The 17,445-nt window shown below is 67.4% G+C and carries 14 protein-coding genes; 7 read left to right on the top strand and 7 right to left on the bottom strand.

Annotation, left to right across the window (positions count from 1 at the left end; genetic code table 11):
- Positions 1-139: 139 nt before the first annotated feature.
- Complete coding sequence (locus tag AZL_RS24880; RefSeq protein WP_158306015.1) at positions 140-1,411, top strand: AAA family ATPase; 1,272 nt, start codon at positions 140-142, stop codon at positions 1,409-1,411.
- On the top strand, positions 1,411-2,022 hold the full coding sequence (locus AZL_RS33640) for a hypothetical protein (RefSeq protein WP_012977184.1): 612 nt from the start codon (positions 1,411-1,413) through the stop codon (positions 2,020-2,022). The genes AZL_RS24880 and AZL_RS33640 overlap by 1 nt, the downstream gene beginning before the upstream one ends.
- A gap of 15 nt (positions 2,023-2,037) precedes the next feature.
- Here AZL_RS33640 and smc read toward each other — a convergent pair whose 3' ends face one another.
- From smc to AZL_RS24860, 3 genes are all read right to left on the bottom strand, one after another.
- The gene (smc, locus tag AZL_RS24870) at positions 2,038-5,499 is read right to left on the bottom strand and encodes a chromosome segregation protein SMC (protein WP_012977183.1); all 3,462 of its coding nucleotides are present in this window, start codon (positions 5,497-5,499) and stop codon (positions 2,038-2,040) included.
- 130 nt (positions 5,500-5,629) lie between these two features.
- A complete protein-coding gene (locus AZL_RS24865) occupies positions 5,630-6,292 on the bottom strand; it encodes a DsbA family protein (RefSeq protein WP_012977182.1) in 663 nt (220 codons plus the stop codon).
- Between the two features lie 105 nt (positions 6,293-6,397).
- Positions 6,398-6,871, bottom strand: coding sequence for a DUF721 domain-containing protein (locus tag AZL_RS24860; RefSeq protein ID WP_012977181.1), 474 nt, complete (start codon positions 6,869-6,871; stop codon positions 6,398-6,400).
- Positions 6,872-7,112: 241 nt separating this feature from the next.
- Between AZL_RS24860 and mutY the strand changes: the two genes are divergently transcribed.
- On the top strand, positions 7,113-8,171 hold the full coding sequence (gene mutY, locus AZL_RS24855; protein ID WP_012977180.1) for an A/G-specific adenine glycosylase: 1,059 nt from the start codon (positions 7,113-7,115) through the stop codon (positions 8,169-8,171).
- A gap of 16 nt (positions 8,172-8,187) precedes the next feature.
- Here mutY and AZL_RS24850 read toward each other — a convergent pair whose 3' ends face one another.
- Entirely contained in the window at positions 8,188-8,706 is a 519-nt protein-coding gene (locus AZL_RS24850; RefSeq protein ID WP_042445592.1) for a c-type cytochrome, read from the bottom strand.
- Between the two features lie 287 nt (positions 8,707-8,993).
- Here AZL_RS24850 and AZL_RS24845 point away from each other — a divergent pair, with 287 nt between their 5' ends.
- From AZL_RS24845 to AZL_RS24830, 4 genes are all read left to right on the top strand, one after another.
- Positions 8,994-10,133: an NAD(P)/FAD-dependent oxidoreductase gene (locus AZL_RS24845; RefSeq protein WP_012977178.1), complete on the top strand. Its 1,140-nt coding sequence runs from the start codon at positions 8,994-8,996 to the stop codon at positions 10,131-10,133.
- 42 nt (positions 10,134-10,175) lie between these two features.
- Positions 10,176-10,688: a hypothetical protein gene (locus AZL_RS24840; RefSeq protein WP_012977177.1), complete on the top strand. Its 513-nt coding sequence runs from the start codon at positions 10,176-10,178 to the stop codon at positions 10,686-10,688.
- Positions 10,689-10,844: 156 nt separating this feature from the next.
- Entirely contained in the window at positions 10,845-11,552 is a 708-nt protein-coding gene (locus tag AZL_RS24835) for an OmpW/AlkL family protein (RefSeq protein WP_247894482.1), read from the top strand.
- 162 nt (positions 11,553-11,714) lie between these two features.
- Positions 11,715-12,149, top strand: a complete 435-nt coding sequence (locus AZL_RS24830; RefSeq protein WP_012977175.1) for a CBS domain-containing protein — start codon at positions 11,715-11,717, stop codon at positions 12,147-12,149.
- 99 nt (positions 12,150-12,248) lie between these two features.
- Here AZL_RS24830 and AZL_RS24825 read toward each other — a convergent pair whose 3' ends face one another.
- The 3 genes from AZL_RS24825 to AZL_RS24815 all read right to left on the bottom strand — a co-directional run bounded on the left by AZL_RS24825 (position 12,249) and on the right by AZL_RS24815 (position 17,444).
- On the bottom strand, positions 12,249-12,902 hold the full coding sequence (locus tag AZL_RS24825) for a response regulator (protein WP_012977174.1): 654 nt from the start codon (positions 12,900-12,902) through the stop codon (positions 12,249-12,251).
- A 395-nt stretch (positions 12,903-13,297) separates the two neighbouring features.
- Positions 13,298-15,088 (bottom strand): acyl-CoA dehydrogenase C-terminal domain-containing protein, encoded by a 1,791-nt coding sequence (locus AZL_RS24820; RefSeq protein ID WP_012977173.1) that lies wholly within the window; start codon positions 15,086-15,088, stop codon positions 13,298-13,300.
- Positions 15,089-15,104: 16 nt separating this feature from the next.
- Positions 15,105-17,444 carry a 3-hydroxyacyl-CoA dehydrogenase/enoyl-CoA hydratase family protein gene (locus AZL_RS24815; protein WP_012977172.1) on the bottom strand — a complete coding sequence of 780 codons (2,340 nt, stop codon included), beginning with the start codon at positions 17,442-17,444 and terminating at the stop codon, positions 15,105-15,107.
- Between the last annotated feature and the right edge of the window lies 1 nt (position 17,445).

Raw genomic sequence — 17,445 nt, 5'->3', positions numbered from 1 at the left:
GCTTAGACACTTCGCTACAGATTTTGCAGCCACTCCGCGATGCCGTCACCCGTGCCATGATGGACGTTTCATGCTTCGCTCCTTGAAGACGACCAACATCGGTCCCGCCCCCCTATTCGAAATGGAGTTGGGAGAACGGATGACCGTTCTCACTGGCGACAACGGACTAGGTAAGACACTGCTGTTGGACGTGGCCTGGTGGGTCTGCGCCCGCGACTGGCCCGATGGCCCCGCGATCCCCAACCGCTTCATCCTGCCGATCGCGGATCGTGACGCGAAGAGGAAGAGGGTCGGGGAAAGCACGATCACCGCCGTCACCTGCGGCCGGTCCGGGAAAGACATACCGCAGGAGTTTTCTTTCGATCCGACAATCGCCGACTGGAGACGAAAGGCACGAACGCGCCCGCCGATTCCCGGGCTGGTGATCTACGCCCGCCTCGATGGCGGATTCTCCGTCTGGGATCCCGCCCGCCATTACTACCGGGTGGCACCATCGCAGGGCATCGACGACCCGGACCGTGCGCCGGCCTTCCACTTCACCAAGGATGAGGTGTGGAACGGCAAGCGTGTGCCCGACGCGTTCAAGGGCGAAGTGACGGTTTGTGAAGGACTGGAGCGCGACTGGCTGGAATGGGAAAAGCGCGAGCCGGCCCTGTTCGACACCTTCATCGCGGTTCTGGCTCATCTCTCGCCCCCCGGCGAGACGATGCGGCCCGCCTCGTCCCCGGTCCGGATGCCCGGCCCGGACGTATCGAGCATCCCCGCGCTTCAAACGCCCTATGGCATCGTTCCGCTGCGTCATGCGTCGGCGGCGATCCGCCGCATCCTGGCGCTGGCCTATTTCCTGGTCTGGACATGGCACCAGCACGACCTCCAGTCCGAGGTCATCGGCTCCCATCGGGAAAGGCGGATCATCCTGATCCTCGACGAGATCGAAGCCCATCTTCACCCCAAATGGCAACGCCGCATCCTGCCATCACTGCTGACGGTGGCCGAGCTTCTGGACAAGAAGGTTACGGTACAGATCCTCGTCTCCACCCATTCTACACTGGTCCTGGCATCGCTCGAACCGGAATTCGATGAAAAGCGGGATCGATTGTCCCACCTGCAACTCGTGAAGGGCGAGGCGCAACTCAACCCGGAGATCTGGCAACGGCGTGGCGAGGTCGGCCGCTGGCTGACCTCCGATATCTTCGCCCTCGATGAGGCCCGCTCGCTGGATGCGGAACAGGCGATCAACGAGGCAACCGCCTTGATGCGCAGCCGAACCCGAACGAAAGGCGTGCGCCCGCCCGACGCCGATATCAAACGGATCGATGGGCTCCTGGCCCGATTGCTTCCCAGCATGGATCCGGTCTGGGCCGAATGGGTGCTTTTCAAACGCTCGCTATCCGGCGAAAAGGCGGACTGATGAGGCGCTTTACCCCAAAGGAAGAGCCGGATGGGTTCAGGAAAGAGGTAAGGGATCGCGGAAACGCCTGGCTTGCGAGGAATCCGGACAAGAAGGCCTCCCAATATCCCGATTACTGGAACGAATACCGTTTGGCTGTTCAAGACGCTTTCGATGGATGCTGTGCCTATATGGGCTTCAGTATAGCATTAGGCCAAGTGGATCACTTCATCGCCAAGGATGTTAATTCAGCCTATACGTATGAGTGGCTCAATTACCGATATGCCGAACCTCGGGTCAATCTTCTAAAGAAGAAGAAAGCCTTTCTCGACCCGTTCAAGGCTGAGCCAGGATGGCTGGACATCGATCCAATCACATTGGAATACATCATCGGTCCCACCCTTCCGCCCCCCATGCGGGCCGTCGCCGAGGATATGCTGTCGGTTCTCAACGACAAGGAACTGGTGGTTGGCCGCCGGTACATGCTCCGTTGGTACAGGTCGGAAGACGGAAGCTGGGATCTCAACAAATTGCAGGGCCTGTTTCCACTGCTTGCCGATGCTGTGAAAAGGCTTCAGGTTGCAAACCCGGCGCCCACCGCAGCCTCCCGATCGCAAGCCCCTGCGGACTGACCAGCAAAACCGGCATCACGCCACCCCGCGCAGTTCCTCCGCCCGGCTGAGATCGACGCTGACAAGCTGCGACACGCCGCGCTCGACCATCGTCACGCCGAACAGGCGGTCGACCCGCGCCATGGTCAGGCGGTGGTGGGTGATGATCAGGAAGCGGGTGTCGCCCTGGCGGGCGATGTCCTCGACCAGATCGCAGAAGCGCCCGACATTCGCCTCGTCCAGCGGAGCGTCCACCTCGTCCAGCACGCAGATCGGCGCCGGGTTCGAGCGGAAGACGGCGAACAGCAGCGACAGCGCGGTCAGGGCCTGCTCGCCACCCGACAGCAGCGAGAGCACCTGGAGCTTCTTGCCCGGCGGGCTGGCGTAGATCTCCAGCCCGGCATTCAACGGATCCTCGGCGTTGACCAGCTCCAGATAGGCCTTGCCGCCACCGAACAGGCGGGTGAACAGCTCCTGGAAATCGCGGTTGACCACGTCGAAGCTGGCGACCAGCCGTTCGCGCGCCTCGCGGTTCAGGCTGGAGATGCCCTGGCGCAGGCGGGCGATGGCGGCGGTCAAATCCTCGCGCTCGCCATGCAGACCGGCGATCTGGGCTTCAAGTTCCTGCGCCTCGATCTCGGCGCGCAGATTGACCGGCCCCATCCCCTCGCGCTCGCGCGTCAGCTTGTCCAGCCGGGCCTCCACCGCCGCCGCGTCGGGCATCGGTTCGGCGGGGTCGAGATCGGCGGCGGCGCGGGTGTCCTCCGGCCGGCAGTCCAACCGCTCGGCGATGCGCTCGGTCAGGGTGCGTTCCTGCTGCAAAGCGGCCGATACCGCGGCCTCGGCATGGGCACGGGCCTCGCGGCCATCGGCCAGCGCGGCTTCGGCGTCATGCAGGGCCTGTTCGGTCGCGGCCAGCCGGGACTCGGCCTCGGCCAGGGCGGTGGCGGCGCGCTTGCGGTCGCGCTCCGCCAGGGCGATGCGGTCGAGCAGATCCTGCCGTTCCGCCGCGATCCCGGCCGGACGGCCGGACAGGGTGGCGATCTCGCCTTCCGCCTCTCCGGCGCGCTGGCGGAGTTCGGCCACACGCCCGCCGGCCCCGGCGGACCGGTTGTCCCAGGAGGCGGTTTCCGACTGGATGGCGGCCAGACGCTGGCGTCGGGCCTGCGCCTCGCGGGTCAGGCGGTCGAGCGCGTTCTGCCGTTCGGTCAGAACGGCGCGGCGTTCGGCGAGCGCCGCGCGCTGGTCGTTCACCCGCTCCCGCCCTTCGCGCGGGTCGGGCAGCGACGCCAGCAGGTCCAGCGCCTCGTCGCGCCGGGCGGCGGCCTCGGCCTCTTCGGCGGCAAGCCGCTCCACCGCCTCGACCAGGGCGGCAAGGCGGGAGGACGCGGCGTCGGCCTCGCGCGCCAGCTTGGCATGGTGGTCGCGGGCGGCGTTCAGCGCGGCGAAGCCGTCGCGCACGGCGTCGCGGGCGCGGCGGTCGGCCTGGGTCGCCTCCTCCACCGCCAGTTTCGCGGCGTCCAGCGCCTCGCGCGCCAGATCGACCTGTTCCTCGGCAAGCTCAAGCTCGCCGCGCAGTTCGGCCAGCCGGTTGCGCTGCTTCAGCCGGATGGCGGCGGCGGTCGGAGCACCGGCCTGCACGGTCAGCCCGTCCCAACGCCACGCCCCGCCGTCGCGGCTGACCAGCACCTGTCCCGGCGCCAGCGTCGCCGCCAGCGCCGCCCCCTGGGCGGCGTCGGCGACCACCGCGATATGGGCGAGCGCCCGGCCGGCGGCGGGCGGCCCCTGCACATGGTTCGACAGCGGCACGGCACCGGCCGGCAGCGGCGCCGCGGCCTCATAGGCGGGAAGCATGCGCCAATGCACCGGCGCCGCCATGTCCAGCGGCGCGGTCAGCGCATCGCCCAGTGCCGCGGCCAGCGCCCCCTCATAACCGGGCGCCACCGCCACCGCATCGACCAGCGGCGGGAACAGCCCGCCCGCCCCGGCCTCCAGCAGTTCGGCCAGCGCCCGCTCCTCGGCCCGCAGCCGGGCATGGGCGGAGTCGGCGGCGGACAGCGCCTCGCGGGCGCGGGATTGGGCAGGCTCGGCCTGTGCCTTCGCCTGCTCGGCGGCTTCGGCGGCGTCGCGGGCCTGTTCCAGCCGCTGCTCGGCCAGCTCGACCGCCAGTTCCGCCTCCGACAGGTCGGCGCGGGCGGCGATCTCGGCTTCGAGGGCGGCACGCTGGGCCTGCTGCTCGGCCAGCCGCTTGGCGAGGCCGGCGGCGCGGGTTTCCAGTTCAGCGGCCTGCCGCTGGCTGGCGGCGCGGCGGGCCTCGTCGGCGGCGACCGTTTCGGTCAGGCGGGTCAGTTCGCGGTCGAGCGCATCGACCTGCTCGCGCGCCCCGGCCAGCGCCTCGGCGGCGGCCTCCTCCAGCATCTCCTCGTCGGCCTGTGCCGCGATCAGGCGGTCACGCTCGGCCTCCAGCCGGGCCAGCGCCTCGCCGGCATCGGCGGCCAGGGCCTCCTCACGGCCGAGATCACCGGCGATCTGGCGCAGCCGCGCCTCAAGACCGCGCCGCTGCTCGGCGACGCGCCTTTCCTCGGCGTCGAGCTGTTCGCGCGCGATCACCAGCCGTTGCAGGGCGCCGGCGGCCCGCGCCTCGTCCTGGCGCCGCTCGGGCAGGCCGGCGGCGGCCTCGGTCCGGCGGGCGGTCAGTTGGTTGACGGCCAGCATATGGTCGCGCACCAGCGCCTCGGCCGCCGCGAAGGCGGCATGGGCGCGGGCGCTCTCCTCCTGGGCGGCGAGCCAGCGCAGATGCCACAGCACCGCTTCCGCCCTGCGGATCTGGTCGGACAGATTGCGGTAGCGCGTGGCCTGCCGCGCCTGCTTCCTCAGGCTTTGCAACTGGGTGTCCATCGCCCCGATCACATCGTCGAGGCGGGTCAGGTTGGTCTCCGCCCCCTTCAGCCGCAATTCGGCCTCGTGACGGCGGGAATGCAGGCCGGTGATGCCGGCCGCCTCCTCCAGCAGGGCGCGGCGGTCCTGCGGCTTGGCGGCGATGATCTGCGCCACCTTGCCCTGGCTGACCAACGCCGGGGAAGCGGCGCCGGACGCGTTGTCGGCGAACAGCAGCTGGACGTCGCGCGCCCGCACCAGCTTGCCGTTGATGCGGTAGTCGGAACCGGAGCCGCGCTCGATCCGCCGGGTGATCTCCAGCTCGTCATGGTCGTTGAAGCCGGCGGGGGCGGTGCGTGACCGGTTGTCGACCGCCAGCGTCACCTCGCCCAGATTGCGGGCCGGACGGCTGGAGGTGCCGCCGAAGATGACGTCGTCCATGTCGTCGCCGCGCATCCGCTTGGCCGAGGTCTCGCCCATCACCCAGCGCAGCGCCTCCACCAGATTGGATTTGCCGCAACCATTGGGACCGACGATGCCGGTCATGCCGGGTTCGATGACCAGATCCGTGGCATCGACGAAGGACTTGAAACCCGACAGGCGGAGACGCGTGAACTGCACTGGGGAAAAACCTTTGGTGTACCGGGCTTCGAGCTGGCGCGAGCCGTGGAAAAAACCTGCCCTCCGCCCAACCCTCCCCCGCTCTCGCGGAGGGAGGAGGGCGTCGCCGGCAAAGACCGTGCGAAGGGCCTTACTTCAGCAGCTTGTCGATTTCCTTGGCGAACGCCTCGAACGGCTGCGCACCTTCGATGCGGACCTTGCCGTCATTCAGGATGAAGGTCGGGGTCGCCTCGACCTTGTACTGGTTCTGGCCGGTCAGGCGGCTGTTCAGGATGGCGTCGGCAAGCTCCTTGTTGGCGAAGCAGGCGTCGATGGTCTCCTGGCTCATGCCGGCCAGCTTGCCATATTGGGCCAGCGCCTTGGCCGGATCGGCGGCGCGGCTCCAGGTCGGCTGGCTCTTGAACAGCACGTCGGTCAGCGGGAAATAGCGCTCGACCGGGGCGCAGTGGGCCAGCATGCTGGCGCTGAGCGCCGCCTGGTCGAAGGGGAAGTCGCGGAAGACCAGCTTCACCTTGCCGGTGTCGATGTAGGCCTCCTTGATCTTCGGCAGGATCTCGGCGTGGAAATGGGCGCAGTGCGGGCAGGTCATCGACGAATAGTCGAGGATCGTCACCGGCGCCTTGGGATCGCCCAGGACACGCTCGGCCATCAGTTCCGACAGCGGCGGCAGGGTGGCCGCCGCCTGCGCGGCCGGCGGGGCGGCGGTCAGGGTGGCGCCGAATGCCGCGGAGGCGCCGATCGCGAGAAGGCCGGCCAGTCCGAAATCCCTGCGTCCCAAAATCTTGCGGTTCACTTTGTCCTCGTTCCTACCAGATGTTGACGTATAGACAATGACGCCCCGGCCAGTCCAGCACAGGTCGGCTGACGGCGGGGCCGGTGATAAGGATCCACCCGCGCCCTATCGGGCCGCGCGCTTCGGCCGCGCCATCAGCGAACGGCCGAAGCGTTCCAGGGTGGCGCGCAGTTCCTCGTCCTCGACCGTCGCGGTGGCGGCGGTGATGCCGGTCTCCTCGTCCATCGTCAGGGCGCGCGGGCGCACCACCGGCGACGGGGCGGACGGCAGGGCCGCATGGATGAGCTTGATCTTCGCCACCGCGCGATAGCCGAAGAAGCTGTTGATGCGTTCGATGATCTGCGGCTCCAGATGCTGAAGCTCCAGCGCGATGGCTCCCATGGCGCGGATGTGCAGCGTCGCCTCCTCCCGCTTGCCGCGGGGAAAGCTGAGCTTGTCGGGAGCGGTCCGCAGAGAGAGCTGGTGACCGACGATGGACGGCCAGTCGGTGATCAGCGCGCCGAAGGCAAGCCCGCGCTTGCCCAGCACCTTGCCGGCGACCTCCGGGACGGATTGGCCGATACGACGCGGTCCGGTCATGCTCTGCGATCACTCCTGTGCGGCCCGGCGCGTGCCGGTTCCGGGTCATGTGGGGTGGCGGCACCCTAGCGCAAGCGGGGGCCGATGCACAGCGTCCGACCAGCCGCCCGCCGGAACCACCGGAGGGAGCGCCGGAAAGGCCGCAGACAGGGCCGCAGACAGGGCCGCAGACAGGGCCGCCAACAGGCCTGTCGCGCGCCACCCTTCCCTGGACGCCGGGAACCCTCTATTTCTTCCCCTCATGATTCAAGATTCCGATCAGGCCGCCCGGCGGCTGCTGTCCTGGTACGACCGCCACCGCCGCGACCTGCCCTGGCGCGCCAAGCCGGGGGAGACCGCCGATCCATACCGGGTCTGGCTGTCGGAGATCATGCTCCAGCAGACGACCGTTCCCGCCGTCGCCCCCTATTTCCGCAACTTCACCGAACGCTGGCCGACCGTGCGCGATCTGGCCGACGCGCCGCTGGACGAGGTGCTGGTCGCCTGGGCCGGGCTCGGCTATTACGCGCGGGCGCGCAATCTGCACAAATGCGCCCGCGCCGTGGCGGACGGGCATGGCGGAAATTTTCCAGGCACCGAGGCGGCCCTGCTGGAGTTGCCGGGCATCGGCGCCTACACCGCCGCCGCCATCACCGCCATCGCCTTCGGCCGCAAGGCCACCGTGGTGGATGGCAATGTCGAACGGGTGGTCGCCCGCATCTTCGCGCTGGAGGAACCGCTGCCCAACGCCAAGCCGGCGCTGCGGCGGCTGGCCGCCACCCTGACGCCCGACTTCCGCCCCGGCGACTATGCCCAGGCGATGATGGATCTGGGTGCCACCGTCTGCACACCGCGCAAGCCGAAATGCATGCTCTGCCCATGGGCCGAGTTCTGCGAGGCCCGCGCCGCCGGCATCGCCGAAAGCCTGCCGCGCAAGGCCGCCAAGGCGGAGAAGCCGACCCGGCGTGGCGTCGCCTATTGGCTGCTGAACCCGGACGGCGCCGTGCTGCTGCGCCGCCGGGCGGAGGAGGGGCTGCTGGGCGGCATGGCGGAGATCCCCTCCACCAGCTGGGGACCGGAGTTGCCCGGCGAGGCGGCGGTGGCGGCGCAGCAGCCGCTGCCGGCACGCTGGCGGCGGCTGCCCGGTCTGGTCCGCCATACATTCACCCATTTCCACCTGGAACTTGAGGTGGTCACGGCACGGGCCGGCGACGGCTGGCGAACGGCCGAGGGCAGCTGGGTGCCGGTCGACCGGCTGGGTGATCACGCCCTGCCGTCCGTGATGGTGAAGGTGGTGCGCCATGCCCTGGCGCACCCCTGATGGACGGCTGAACCGCTCAGCGGGCGCTGAGGGCGGCGAAATCCGCATTGGAGATGCCGCGGGACTTGTGCAGGAAGGCGGCGACCTGCCACAGGGTCTCGTCCGGCGTGCTCTTGCCGAAGGCGGGCATGCCGGTCATCCGCACGCCGGTCTTGATCACCCAGAACATCTTGGCCGGATTGTTCTTGCGGGTGGCCTTCAGCAGCAGGGGCGCTTCGGGATTCAACCCCTGGGCCGCCGGGCTCGCCGCGATGCCGGGAGCGCCGTGGCAGACGACGCAATTGTCCTTGTAGAAGCGGGCCCCGGCCTGGACGGCCTCGGGCGTTTCAAGGTTCTCCGGAGCCTGGAGGCCGGCGACGGCGCGATCCGTCGACCGCTCATAGGTCTCGTGCATCGCCCAGCCGACCAGAGGATCATGGGGCGTCGTCGCCGTGACGTCGTAGATGCCCGAATAGATGAAGGCGAGAGCCCCGCCACAGCCCATGACCACAAGCGCTGCGGCCCCCGCCACGACTTTCACTGCGAGCCTGCTCATAACGTTACCTCGGAATTGGCATGTGGTATGCCGTTTTCCGTATTCCCCAATTCGCATGTGGTCAAATGAAGGATTTTCTCGGAGCTTTGGGACAGCCATGCCGAATCAACGGGAATCCGGTTGATTCATCTCATTGACCGCGAATCCCGCATGCCCGGCGTGGAGGACGCCCATCGCCACCGCGGCGAACAACGAGCCTTGAAATGGCGACGGCGCGCGATCACATGGCGGTGCGAAGCCTCGCCAAGCAAAAGAGCGAGCGTTCGTAATTTCAGGAGCGGTCCCAGGTGGAACAGGTTGATTTCCTGGTGATCGGGGCCGGCATCGCCGGAGCCTCCGCGGCCTACGAACTGGCCGCCCATGGCCGGGTGCTGGTGCTGGAACGCGAATCGCAGCCCGGCTATCATTCGACCGGCCGGTCGGCGGCGCTCTACACCCAGACCTATGGCCCGGCGCCGATCCGCGCCCTGACGGTGGCGAGCTGGGATTTCTATACCAATCCGCCCGCCGGCTTCGCCGACCATCCGCTTCTGACGCCGCGCGGCGTGCTGATCGTCGGACGCGATCATGAAACAGACCGGCTCGATGCCGAATATGAGCAGGGTCGCCGCCTGACCCCATCGGTCGAGCGCCTTGACCGAGCCCGGGTCCTGGCCCGCGCCCCCTTCCTGCGTCCGGACCATGCCGCCGGCGGCGTGTGGGAACCGGACGCCCGTGACATCGACGTGCATGCCCTGCACCAGGGCTATCTGCGCGGCGTGAAGGCGCGGGGCGGACGGGTGATGACGGATGCCGAGGTGCGAGCGCTCGCTCGGGAAAACGGATCGTGGGTGGCGGAGACCAATGCCGGGACCTTCGCGGCACCGGTGCTGGTGAACGCCGCCGGGGCCTGGGCCGACGCGGTGGCGAGGCTGGCCGGCGTCGCGACGGTCGGGCTGGTGCCGAAGCGGCGTACCGCCATCACCTTCGATCCGGTGTTCGAGGATCCGGCCGACAAGGCCGGTCTCGACGGCTGGCCGATGGTGTCCGACGTGGCCGAGACCTTCTACGTCAAGCCCGACGCCGGGCGCCTGCTCGCCTCCCCCGCCGACCAGACTCCGGTCGAGCCCTGCGACGTGCAGCCGGAGGACATCGACGTCGCGGTGACGGTGGACCGGCTGGAGCAGGCGTCGCGCTTCGCCGTCCGGCGCCTCGCCCATCGCTGGGCCGGTCTGCGCAGCTTCGTAACGGACAAGGTGCCGGTCGTCGGCTTCGCCCCCGATGTGGAGGGGTTCTTCTGGCTGGCCGGACAGGGCGGCTACGGCATCCAGACCGCACCGGCCATGGGCCGGGTGGCGGCGGGACTGGCAAGCGGCCGGGGGCTGCCGGAGGATGTGCTGGCGTTGGGCGTGGTCGAAGCCGACCTGTCACCGGCCAGGATCCGATAGACGCGCCCGGATGGTCGGCGACATGAGCGGAGGGGATGTGCGATGGCAGCAGGGATGATCTTGCGGCGGTCGGTCACGGGGCCGGTGGCGCAACGGGTATTTTGCCTCATCGCTTTGGCCGCCGTCGGAGCGCTGGCCGGCTGCGCCAATCCGGCGGCGGACGGGGCGCTGGCGGCACAGGCGGCCCTGATTGGCATGCCCAAGGAAACGCTGCTGTCCTGCGCCGGGGTGCCCGAACGCCGGGCCGCCGTCGACAACCGCGAATTCTTCACCTATCGCAGTTCCCGGCTGGTTTCCTATCCAAGCCCGCCGCCTGTCGGCTATTATGGCGGCTGGGGTTGGCCTTATCATGGCTATGGCGCCCCTTGGCCGTCTTATGGCTATGAGGTCGACAGCTTCGACTGCGAGGCGACGTTCAGTTTGCGCAACGGCGTCGTTGAACGTGTGGTGTATGGCGGCGCCACCGGCGGCTCGGCCGGACTTGGCCAATGCTACGCCATCGTGCAGAACTGCATGGCGTTGGTTCCCCAACAGACGATCAAACCAAGCCCTTGATTTCCTTGTCCATGCGACAACTCGTCACTGTTGCAGAGCTGCTGCATCGGTTTAGGAACGGTTGTACCCCCTCTAGTACCCGCACTCGGTGTCTGGTAATAGCTCCATCGGCTGATGCCACAGAACAGCAACAACGCATTGCCTGGAGCAGACCCCATGACCATCCTGTCGCGCGCCGCCGCCGCCCTGCTGGCGACCTCGGCCCTTGTCGCCATCGCTTCCCCGTCGCTCGCTCAGGACTTCAAGGGCAAGTCGGCCGGCGACATCGTCGTCCGCGCGCGCGGCCTGGCCGTGCTGCCGCAGGAAAAGGGCGATATCAAAAACTCGGCACTCGGTAACCTCGGGTCTGCCAAGGTCGGCAACGACTTCATCCCGGAAGTCGATTTCTCCTACTTCTTCACCGACAACATCGCCGCCGAGCTGATCGCCGGCACCAGCCGTCATCGCGTCAAGGGCAACCTGATCTCCGCCGTCGGCGGCTCCACCGAAGTCGGCAAGGTGTCGCTGCTGCCGCCGACCCTGACCTTGCAGTATCATTTCCTGCCGAAGGAGCGCATCAGCCCGTATGTCGGCGCCGGTGTGAACTACACCCTGTTCTACAACGAGGATGCGGCCAACAACCCGAACTCGGCCGGCCTGCGCATCACCGACACCAACTACAAGAACCGCTTCGGCTGGGCCCTGCAGGCCGGTGTCGACGTCGCCCTGACCGGCAACTGGTCGCTGAACGTGGACGTGAAGAAGATCTTCCTGAAGACCGATGTGACCGCCAATGCCCGCCTGGGCGCCGCCGTCGTTCCGGTCAGCTCGAAGGTCACGCTGGACCCGTGGCTGGTCGGCGTCGGCGTCGGCTACCGCTTCTAAGACGCTCCGGGCTCGTTCCCAAAAGCTCCGGGCTCGGCATTGGATATGGCGGCCTCCCCCATCCGGGGAGGTCGCCATTTTCTTTTATTATTGGCCTTGCAGATTGTACGTATATCCCCATGATTCCGCTATAGGGGTTATCGGAAGGGAGGCCGTACCGCCATGCATGTCGCAGCCGTATTGAAGCGCAAGGGCAACCGGATCGTCTCCGCCGCACCGGACGACAGCGTTGCCGCCGTCACCCGCCTGCTGACCGAACATCGGATCGGCGCCGTGCTGGTGATGGATGATGACGGAAAGCCGGTCGGCATCCTGTCGGAGCGCGACATCGTGCGGGCGGTCGCCCGCGATGGCGCCGCCGCGCTGGAGCGCCCGGCGACGGACCTGATGACGCGCGACCTGATCACCGCCAGCCCGAACGACACCATCGCGGACATGATGGCGGTGATGACCGAGCGGCGCATCCGCCATGTGCCGATCCTGGATTCCGGCCGGGTCGTCGGCGTCATCAGCATCGGCGACGTGGTGAAGGCCCGCATCGACGACGCCGAACTGGAGGTCGAGTCGCTGCGGGGCTATGTCGCCGGCATGGGATGAGCGATTGGGATAGGCGCTGCCCTGATATGAAGCGACCCGCCGGATTGGTCCGGCGGGTCGCTTCATACTCTTGATTTCATCCTGCCGCCAAAAGGCGGGTCAGGCGGAATGTGACTGCGGGAACGCCATCGCCGCCTGGGTGCGGTTGCGCACGCCCAGCGACTTGAAGATCGCGGTCATGTGAATCTTGACCGTGCCTTCGGACAGGCCAAGCTCATGGGCGATCTGCTTGTTCGACTTGCCTTCACGCAAACGGTCCAGCACCTCGCGCTGACGCTGGGTCAGCAACTGCTCAAGCTGGGGATCGGTCGGCGGAATGACCCCGCCGCCGCTGCGCTGGTCGGGCTCCGCCCCCTCACGCAACACCGTGGCCGGCACATAGACGCCACCGGAGAAGATCAGGTCGAGCGCACTCAACATGATCTTCACGCTGGAGGATTTCGGGATATAGCCGGCGGCGCCGTTTTCCAGCGCCTCCCGCACATCGGATTGCGCTTCCGAAGCGGACACGACGACAACTTTCGCGTTCGGCTGACGATCGCGCAGCATGCCGATACCGGAGAAGCCGGGCCAGCCCGGCATACGCAGATCGGTCAGCACAAGGTCATAGGCTTCATCCTTCGACGCCGCCATGTCCAGAAGCTCGTCGAAATTGCTTGCCTCCGCAAAGGTAGCATTCTCGCGAAGCTGCTCAAGCAGACGGCGAAGACCTTCCCGGAACAGGACGTGATCATCACCGATCAGGATCTTCATCGCTCAAACTCCCGAACCATGCCTGCCCCTCCAAAAGACGCCCATAAGGCTTGAGAAAGGGAGGGGGCTGTCGCCACCCGCATATTCCCTAAAATCCAAAGGATATAGCAGGCACCAGCCGAACGTAATCTCTACTGAGATGTAACACGCAGGAACGAGAAGCGACAACCGGAAATTAACTTTTATCACCGCCCTCCCGGTCGATCGGATGGAGGCATCCCTCCCGCACGGCGATATTTCCAAAGGGCTATGACAATTCCGGGGCAACATGCGGCCGGGTCGGCAACGCTTGCAAATGGTTAAGAAATTGGCCGCTCCGCTGCCGCCCAGGCAGCGGAGCGGCCATGCCGTCCCATGTCCAGCGGGGCTGTGGCGCGCGAACCGTCCCCGGACGCTCAGAATGCCGCCGCCTCCAGTTCCATCAACGGCTTGGCACCGGCGGCGATGGTGATGAACAGGCTGTTCGTCTGCGGCAGCAGCTTGGCCATATAGAAGCGCGCGGTCTTGATCTTGGCCTCATAAAAGGCGGCGTTGCCCTCGCCGGCCTCGAGCTTGGCCTGCGCCTTCTCCGCCATGGTCAGCCAGCTCCAGCCCAGCGCCACCAGGCCGAACAGGCGCAGATAGTCACTGGCGGCGGCACCGGCCTCCTCCGGATCCTTAAGGCCCTTCTGGGCGATCAGGGCGGTGGCCTGCTGTAGCTTGGCGAAGGCCTTGGCCAGCGGCATCACGAATTCACCCAGCTCGTCCTTCTCCATCGCCGCCTCGATGTCACGGCCGACGGGGTGGAAGAAGTGGCGCAGCAGACGGCCGACATCCTGCGGCAGCTTGCGGCCGACAAGGTCGAGCGCCTGGATGCCGTTGGTGCCCTCATAGATCTGGCAGATGCGGGCGTCGCGGACATATTGCTCGACGCCGGTCTCCCAGATGAAACCGTGGCCGCCATGGACCTGCACGGCGATGTTGGCCGAGTCGAAGCCGATGTCGGTGAACAGCGCCTTGACGATCGGCGTCATCAACTGGACGAACTCGTCAGCGTCGCGGCGGGTGCGGGGGTCGGGGTGCTTCTCCGCCACGTCGAGCTTATAGGCCGTCAGCGCGCCCAGGGCTCGCGCGCCTTCGGTGAAGGCGCGGGCGGTCAGCAGGTTCCTGCGCACGTCGGGATGGACGATGATCGGGTCGGCCGGCTTGTCCGGCGCCTTCACCCCCGACAGCGAGCGGCCCTGGAGCCGTTCGCGGGCATAGGTGACGGCGTTCTGATAAGAGACCTCGGCAAGCCCCAGCCCCTGGATGCCCACGGCCAGACGGGCCGCGTTCATCATCACGAACATGGCGCGCATGCCCTTGTGCGGCTCGCCGACCAGCCAGCCGGTGGCGTCCTCGAAGTTCATGACGCAGGTCGACGACGCCTTGATGCCCATCTTGTGTTCGATGGAGCCACAGGCGACGCCGTTTCGGTCCCCCGGCGTTCCGTCGGCGTTGGGCATGAATTTCGGCACCAGGAACAGGCTGATGCCGCGGGTCCCGGCCGGCGCGTCCGGCAGGCGGGCCAGCACCAGATGCAGGATGTTCTCGGTCAGATCATGCTCGCCGGCCGAGATGAAGATCTTGGTGCCGGTGATCTTGAAGGACCCGTCCCCCGCCGGCACCGCCCTGGTACGGATGATGCCGAGGTCGGTGCCGCAATGCGGCTCGGTCAGGCACATGGTGCCGGACCAGGTGCCGTCGACCAGCTTGGGCAGGAAGCGCTGCTTCAGCTCATCCGAGCCGTACATCGCCAGCGCGTTGTAGGCGCCGAGCGACAGGCCGGGATACATGCCGAAACTGAGGTTGGCGGAGCAGATGAACTCCTCCAGCATGATGTTGACCAGCTTCGGCAGCCCCTGCCCGCCATAGGCCGGGTCGCAGGCCAGCCCCTGCCAGCCGGCCTCGATGTAGGTGCTGTAGGCCTCCTTGAAGCCCTTGGGCGTGCGGACCTCGCCATTCTCGAAATGGCAGCCCTCGCCGTCGCCCGACTGGTTCAGCGGGAACAGAACCTCCTCGCACAGCTTGGCGCCTTCCTCCAGCACCTGGCCGACGAGTTCCGGCGTGGCGTCCTCGTAACCCGGCAGGGCCGACAGCTTGTCCAGACCGACGATCTCGTCCAGGACGAAGCGCACATCCTCAAGCGGAGCCTTGTAGATCGGCATCTCTCGTTCCTCCCCCTCAGTTCCGCAGCGGCTTGCCGGTGAGCAGCATATGCTCGATCCGGTCGATGGTGCCGCCGGTGCGCACCAGCCCCATGAACGCCTCGCGCTCCAGTCGCAGGATATGGTCCTCGCCGACCGGCTTGGAGATGTCGGCCTCCTCGCCGCCGCTCAGCACCTCCGACAGGGCGGCGCAGACCAGCTTGTCGTGCGGCGTGACCTTGCCCTGAAGGGCGAAGCCCTCCACCGCCAACTCCATCGCCGCCTTGGCGCTGGGACCGGCCAGGACATAGCTGGTGGTCTTCTCCGGCGGGGTGTAATTGGCCGCCAGTTCCAGCGCCTTGGCCTTGGCGTCGGCCAGCAGCCGGTCGCGGTTCATGGTGATGCCGTCGGTGGCGCGGAAATACAGCAGTTCCTTGGCCTCGGCCGCCGATTTGGCGACGGTGGCGGTGCTGATGATCTCGAAGGCCTTGGCGGTGCCCGGCATCGGTCCGCGCGGCGCCTTCGGGTTGGCCTGATGGCGCGCCAGCATCTCGGTGCAGCCGCCCCAGGCCGGGATCAGGCCGACTCCGACCTCGACGAGGCCGACATAGGTCTCGGCATGGGCCTGGACATGGTCGGAATGCAGCAGGATCTCGCAACCGCCGCCGAGCGCCATGCCGCTGGGTGCGGCCACCACCGGGAAGGGGGCGTATTTCAGCGCGCGGTAGGTGCGCTGGCCACCCTCCACCATCTCCTCGATCTGCGGCCACAGGCCGATGTTCAGCGCGAACAGGGCGAGGCCCAGATTGGCGCCGACCGAGAAATTGTCGGCCTCGTTGTGGATGACCAGCGCCTTCCAGTCGCCTTTTCCATCGCCGATCAGGCGCATCGCCTTCTCGTAGGCGGCCATGATGTCGGCATCGACGGCGTTCATCTTGCTGGTGAACTCGACGCACAGCACGCCGTCGCCGATGTCCCACAGGCTGGCGGAGCCGTTCTTCCACACCGGCTTGCCGGCGGCGCGCTTGATGTCCGACAGCAGCAGGACGCCGTCCGGGCGCACCACGGTGTCATAGACGCCGGCCGTGGTCAGGTGCTGGAGCTTGCCGCCCTCGACCCGGTAGAAGGGACGGCCGGCCGCGGTCTCGACCAACGCCGGGACCGGAATGCCTTCGGCGCGGCACAGCTCGGCGAACCACTCGGTGCCCAGCCGGTCGATCAGTTCGAACGGACCCTGCTTCCAGTTGTAGCCGAGCCGCATGCCCTCATCGACGGCGACGATGCTGTCGGCGATCTCCGGCACCAGGCTGGCGGCATAGGCCAGCGTCTGGGCCAGGACGCGGCGGGCGAAGCGGCCACCCTTGTCCGGGTGTTCGCACAGCTTGCGCAGGTCGCGGCCGGCGGCCGACACGCTGTCCAGCCGGGCCTTCTCCGACGGGGCGTAGTCGCCGGTCCGGAGGTTGACCGACTCCTTGACCTTGCCGCCGCCGGTCTTGTTGATGCGGTAGAAGCCGCCCTTGCCCTTGCGGCCGGTATAGCCCTCGGCGATCATCTTCGTGATGACCGGGTGCTCGCGCATCTGGCCGCGATAGGCGTCGCCCGCCGGCAGGGTGGCCGACATGCTCTTGGCGATGTGCGGCATCAGGTCGAGCCCGACCAGATCCATCAGACCGAAGATTCCGGTCTTCGGGATGCCCATCGGACGGCCGCCGACGGCGTCGGCCTCCTCCACCGTCAGGCCGAGATCGACCGCGGCATTCACCGCCGCCTGGATCCAGAGGACACCGATGCGGTTGGCGATGAAGCCCGGCGTGTCCTTGCAATGCACGACGCCCTTGCCCAGGCGGCGGTCGCAGACATCGGCGATGGCGGCCATGGCGTCGGGCCGGGTGTGGGCGCCGCCGACGATCTCCAGCAGCCGCATGTAGCGCGGCGGGTTGAAGAAGTGGGTGATCAGGAAGTCCTTGGCAAACTGCTCGCCCTGCCCCTCGGTCAGCACCGCCAGCGGGATGGTCGAGGTGTTGGACGACACCACCGAACCGGCTTTGCGCACCGGGTCGATGCGCTTGTAGAGGTCGGCCTTGATCGCCGGATTCTCGACGACCGCCTCGACGATCCAGTCGACGTCGGCCAGCAGGCTCAAATCATCCTCAAGATTGCCGGGCGTGATCAGCTTGGCGTTCTTCGGATGCATGAAGGGGGCCGGATCGGTCTTCAGCATCTTCGCCACCGCCCCCCTGGCGATGGCGCTGCGGTCGGCCCCCTCCTTGGCAGGGATGTCGAGCAGGACGCAGGGGATGCCGGCGTTGGCGAAATGGGCGGCGATGCCGGCCCCCATCACGCCCGCACCGATCACGGCGGCGCGTTCGATCTTCATG

The organism is Azospirillum sp. B510, assembly GCF_000010725.1.
Taxonomy (GTDB): Bacteria; Pseudomonadota; Alphaproteobacteria; order Azospirillales; family Azospirillaceae; genus Azospirillum; species Azospirillum lipoferum_B.
The sequence above is the reverse complement of the archived record's forward strand: the minus strand, read 5'-3'. Positions and strand labels throughout refer to the sequence as shown.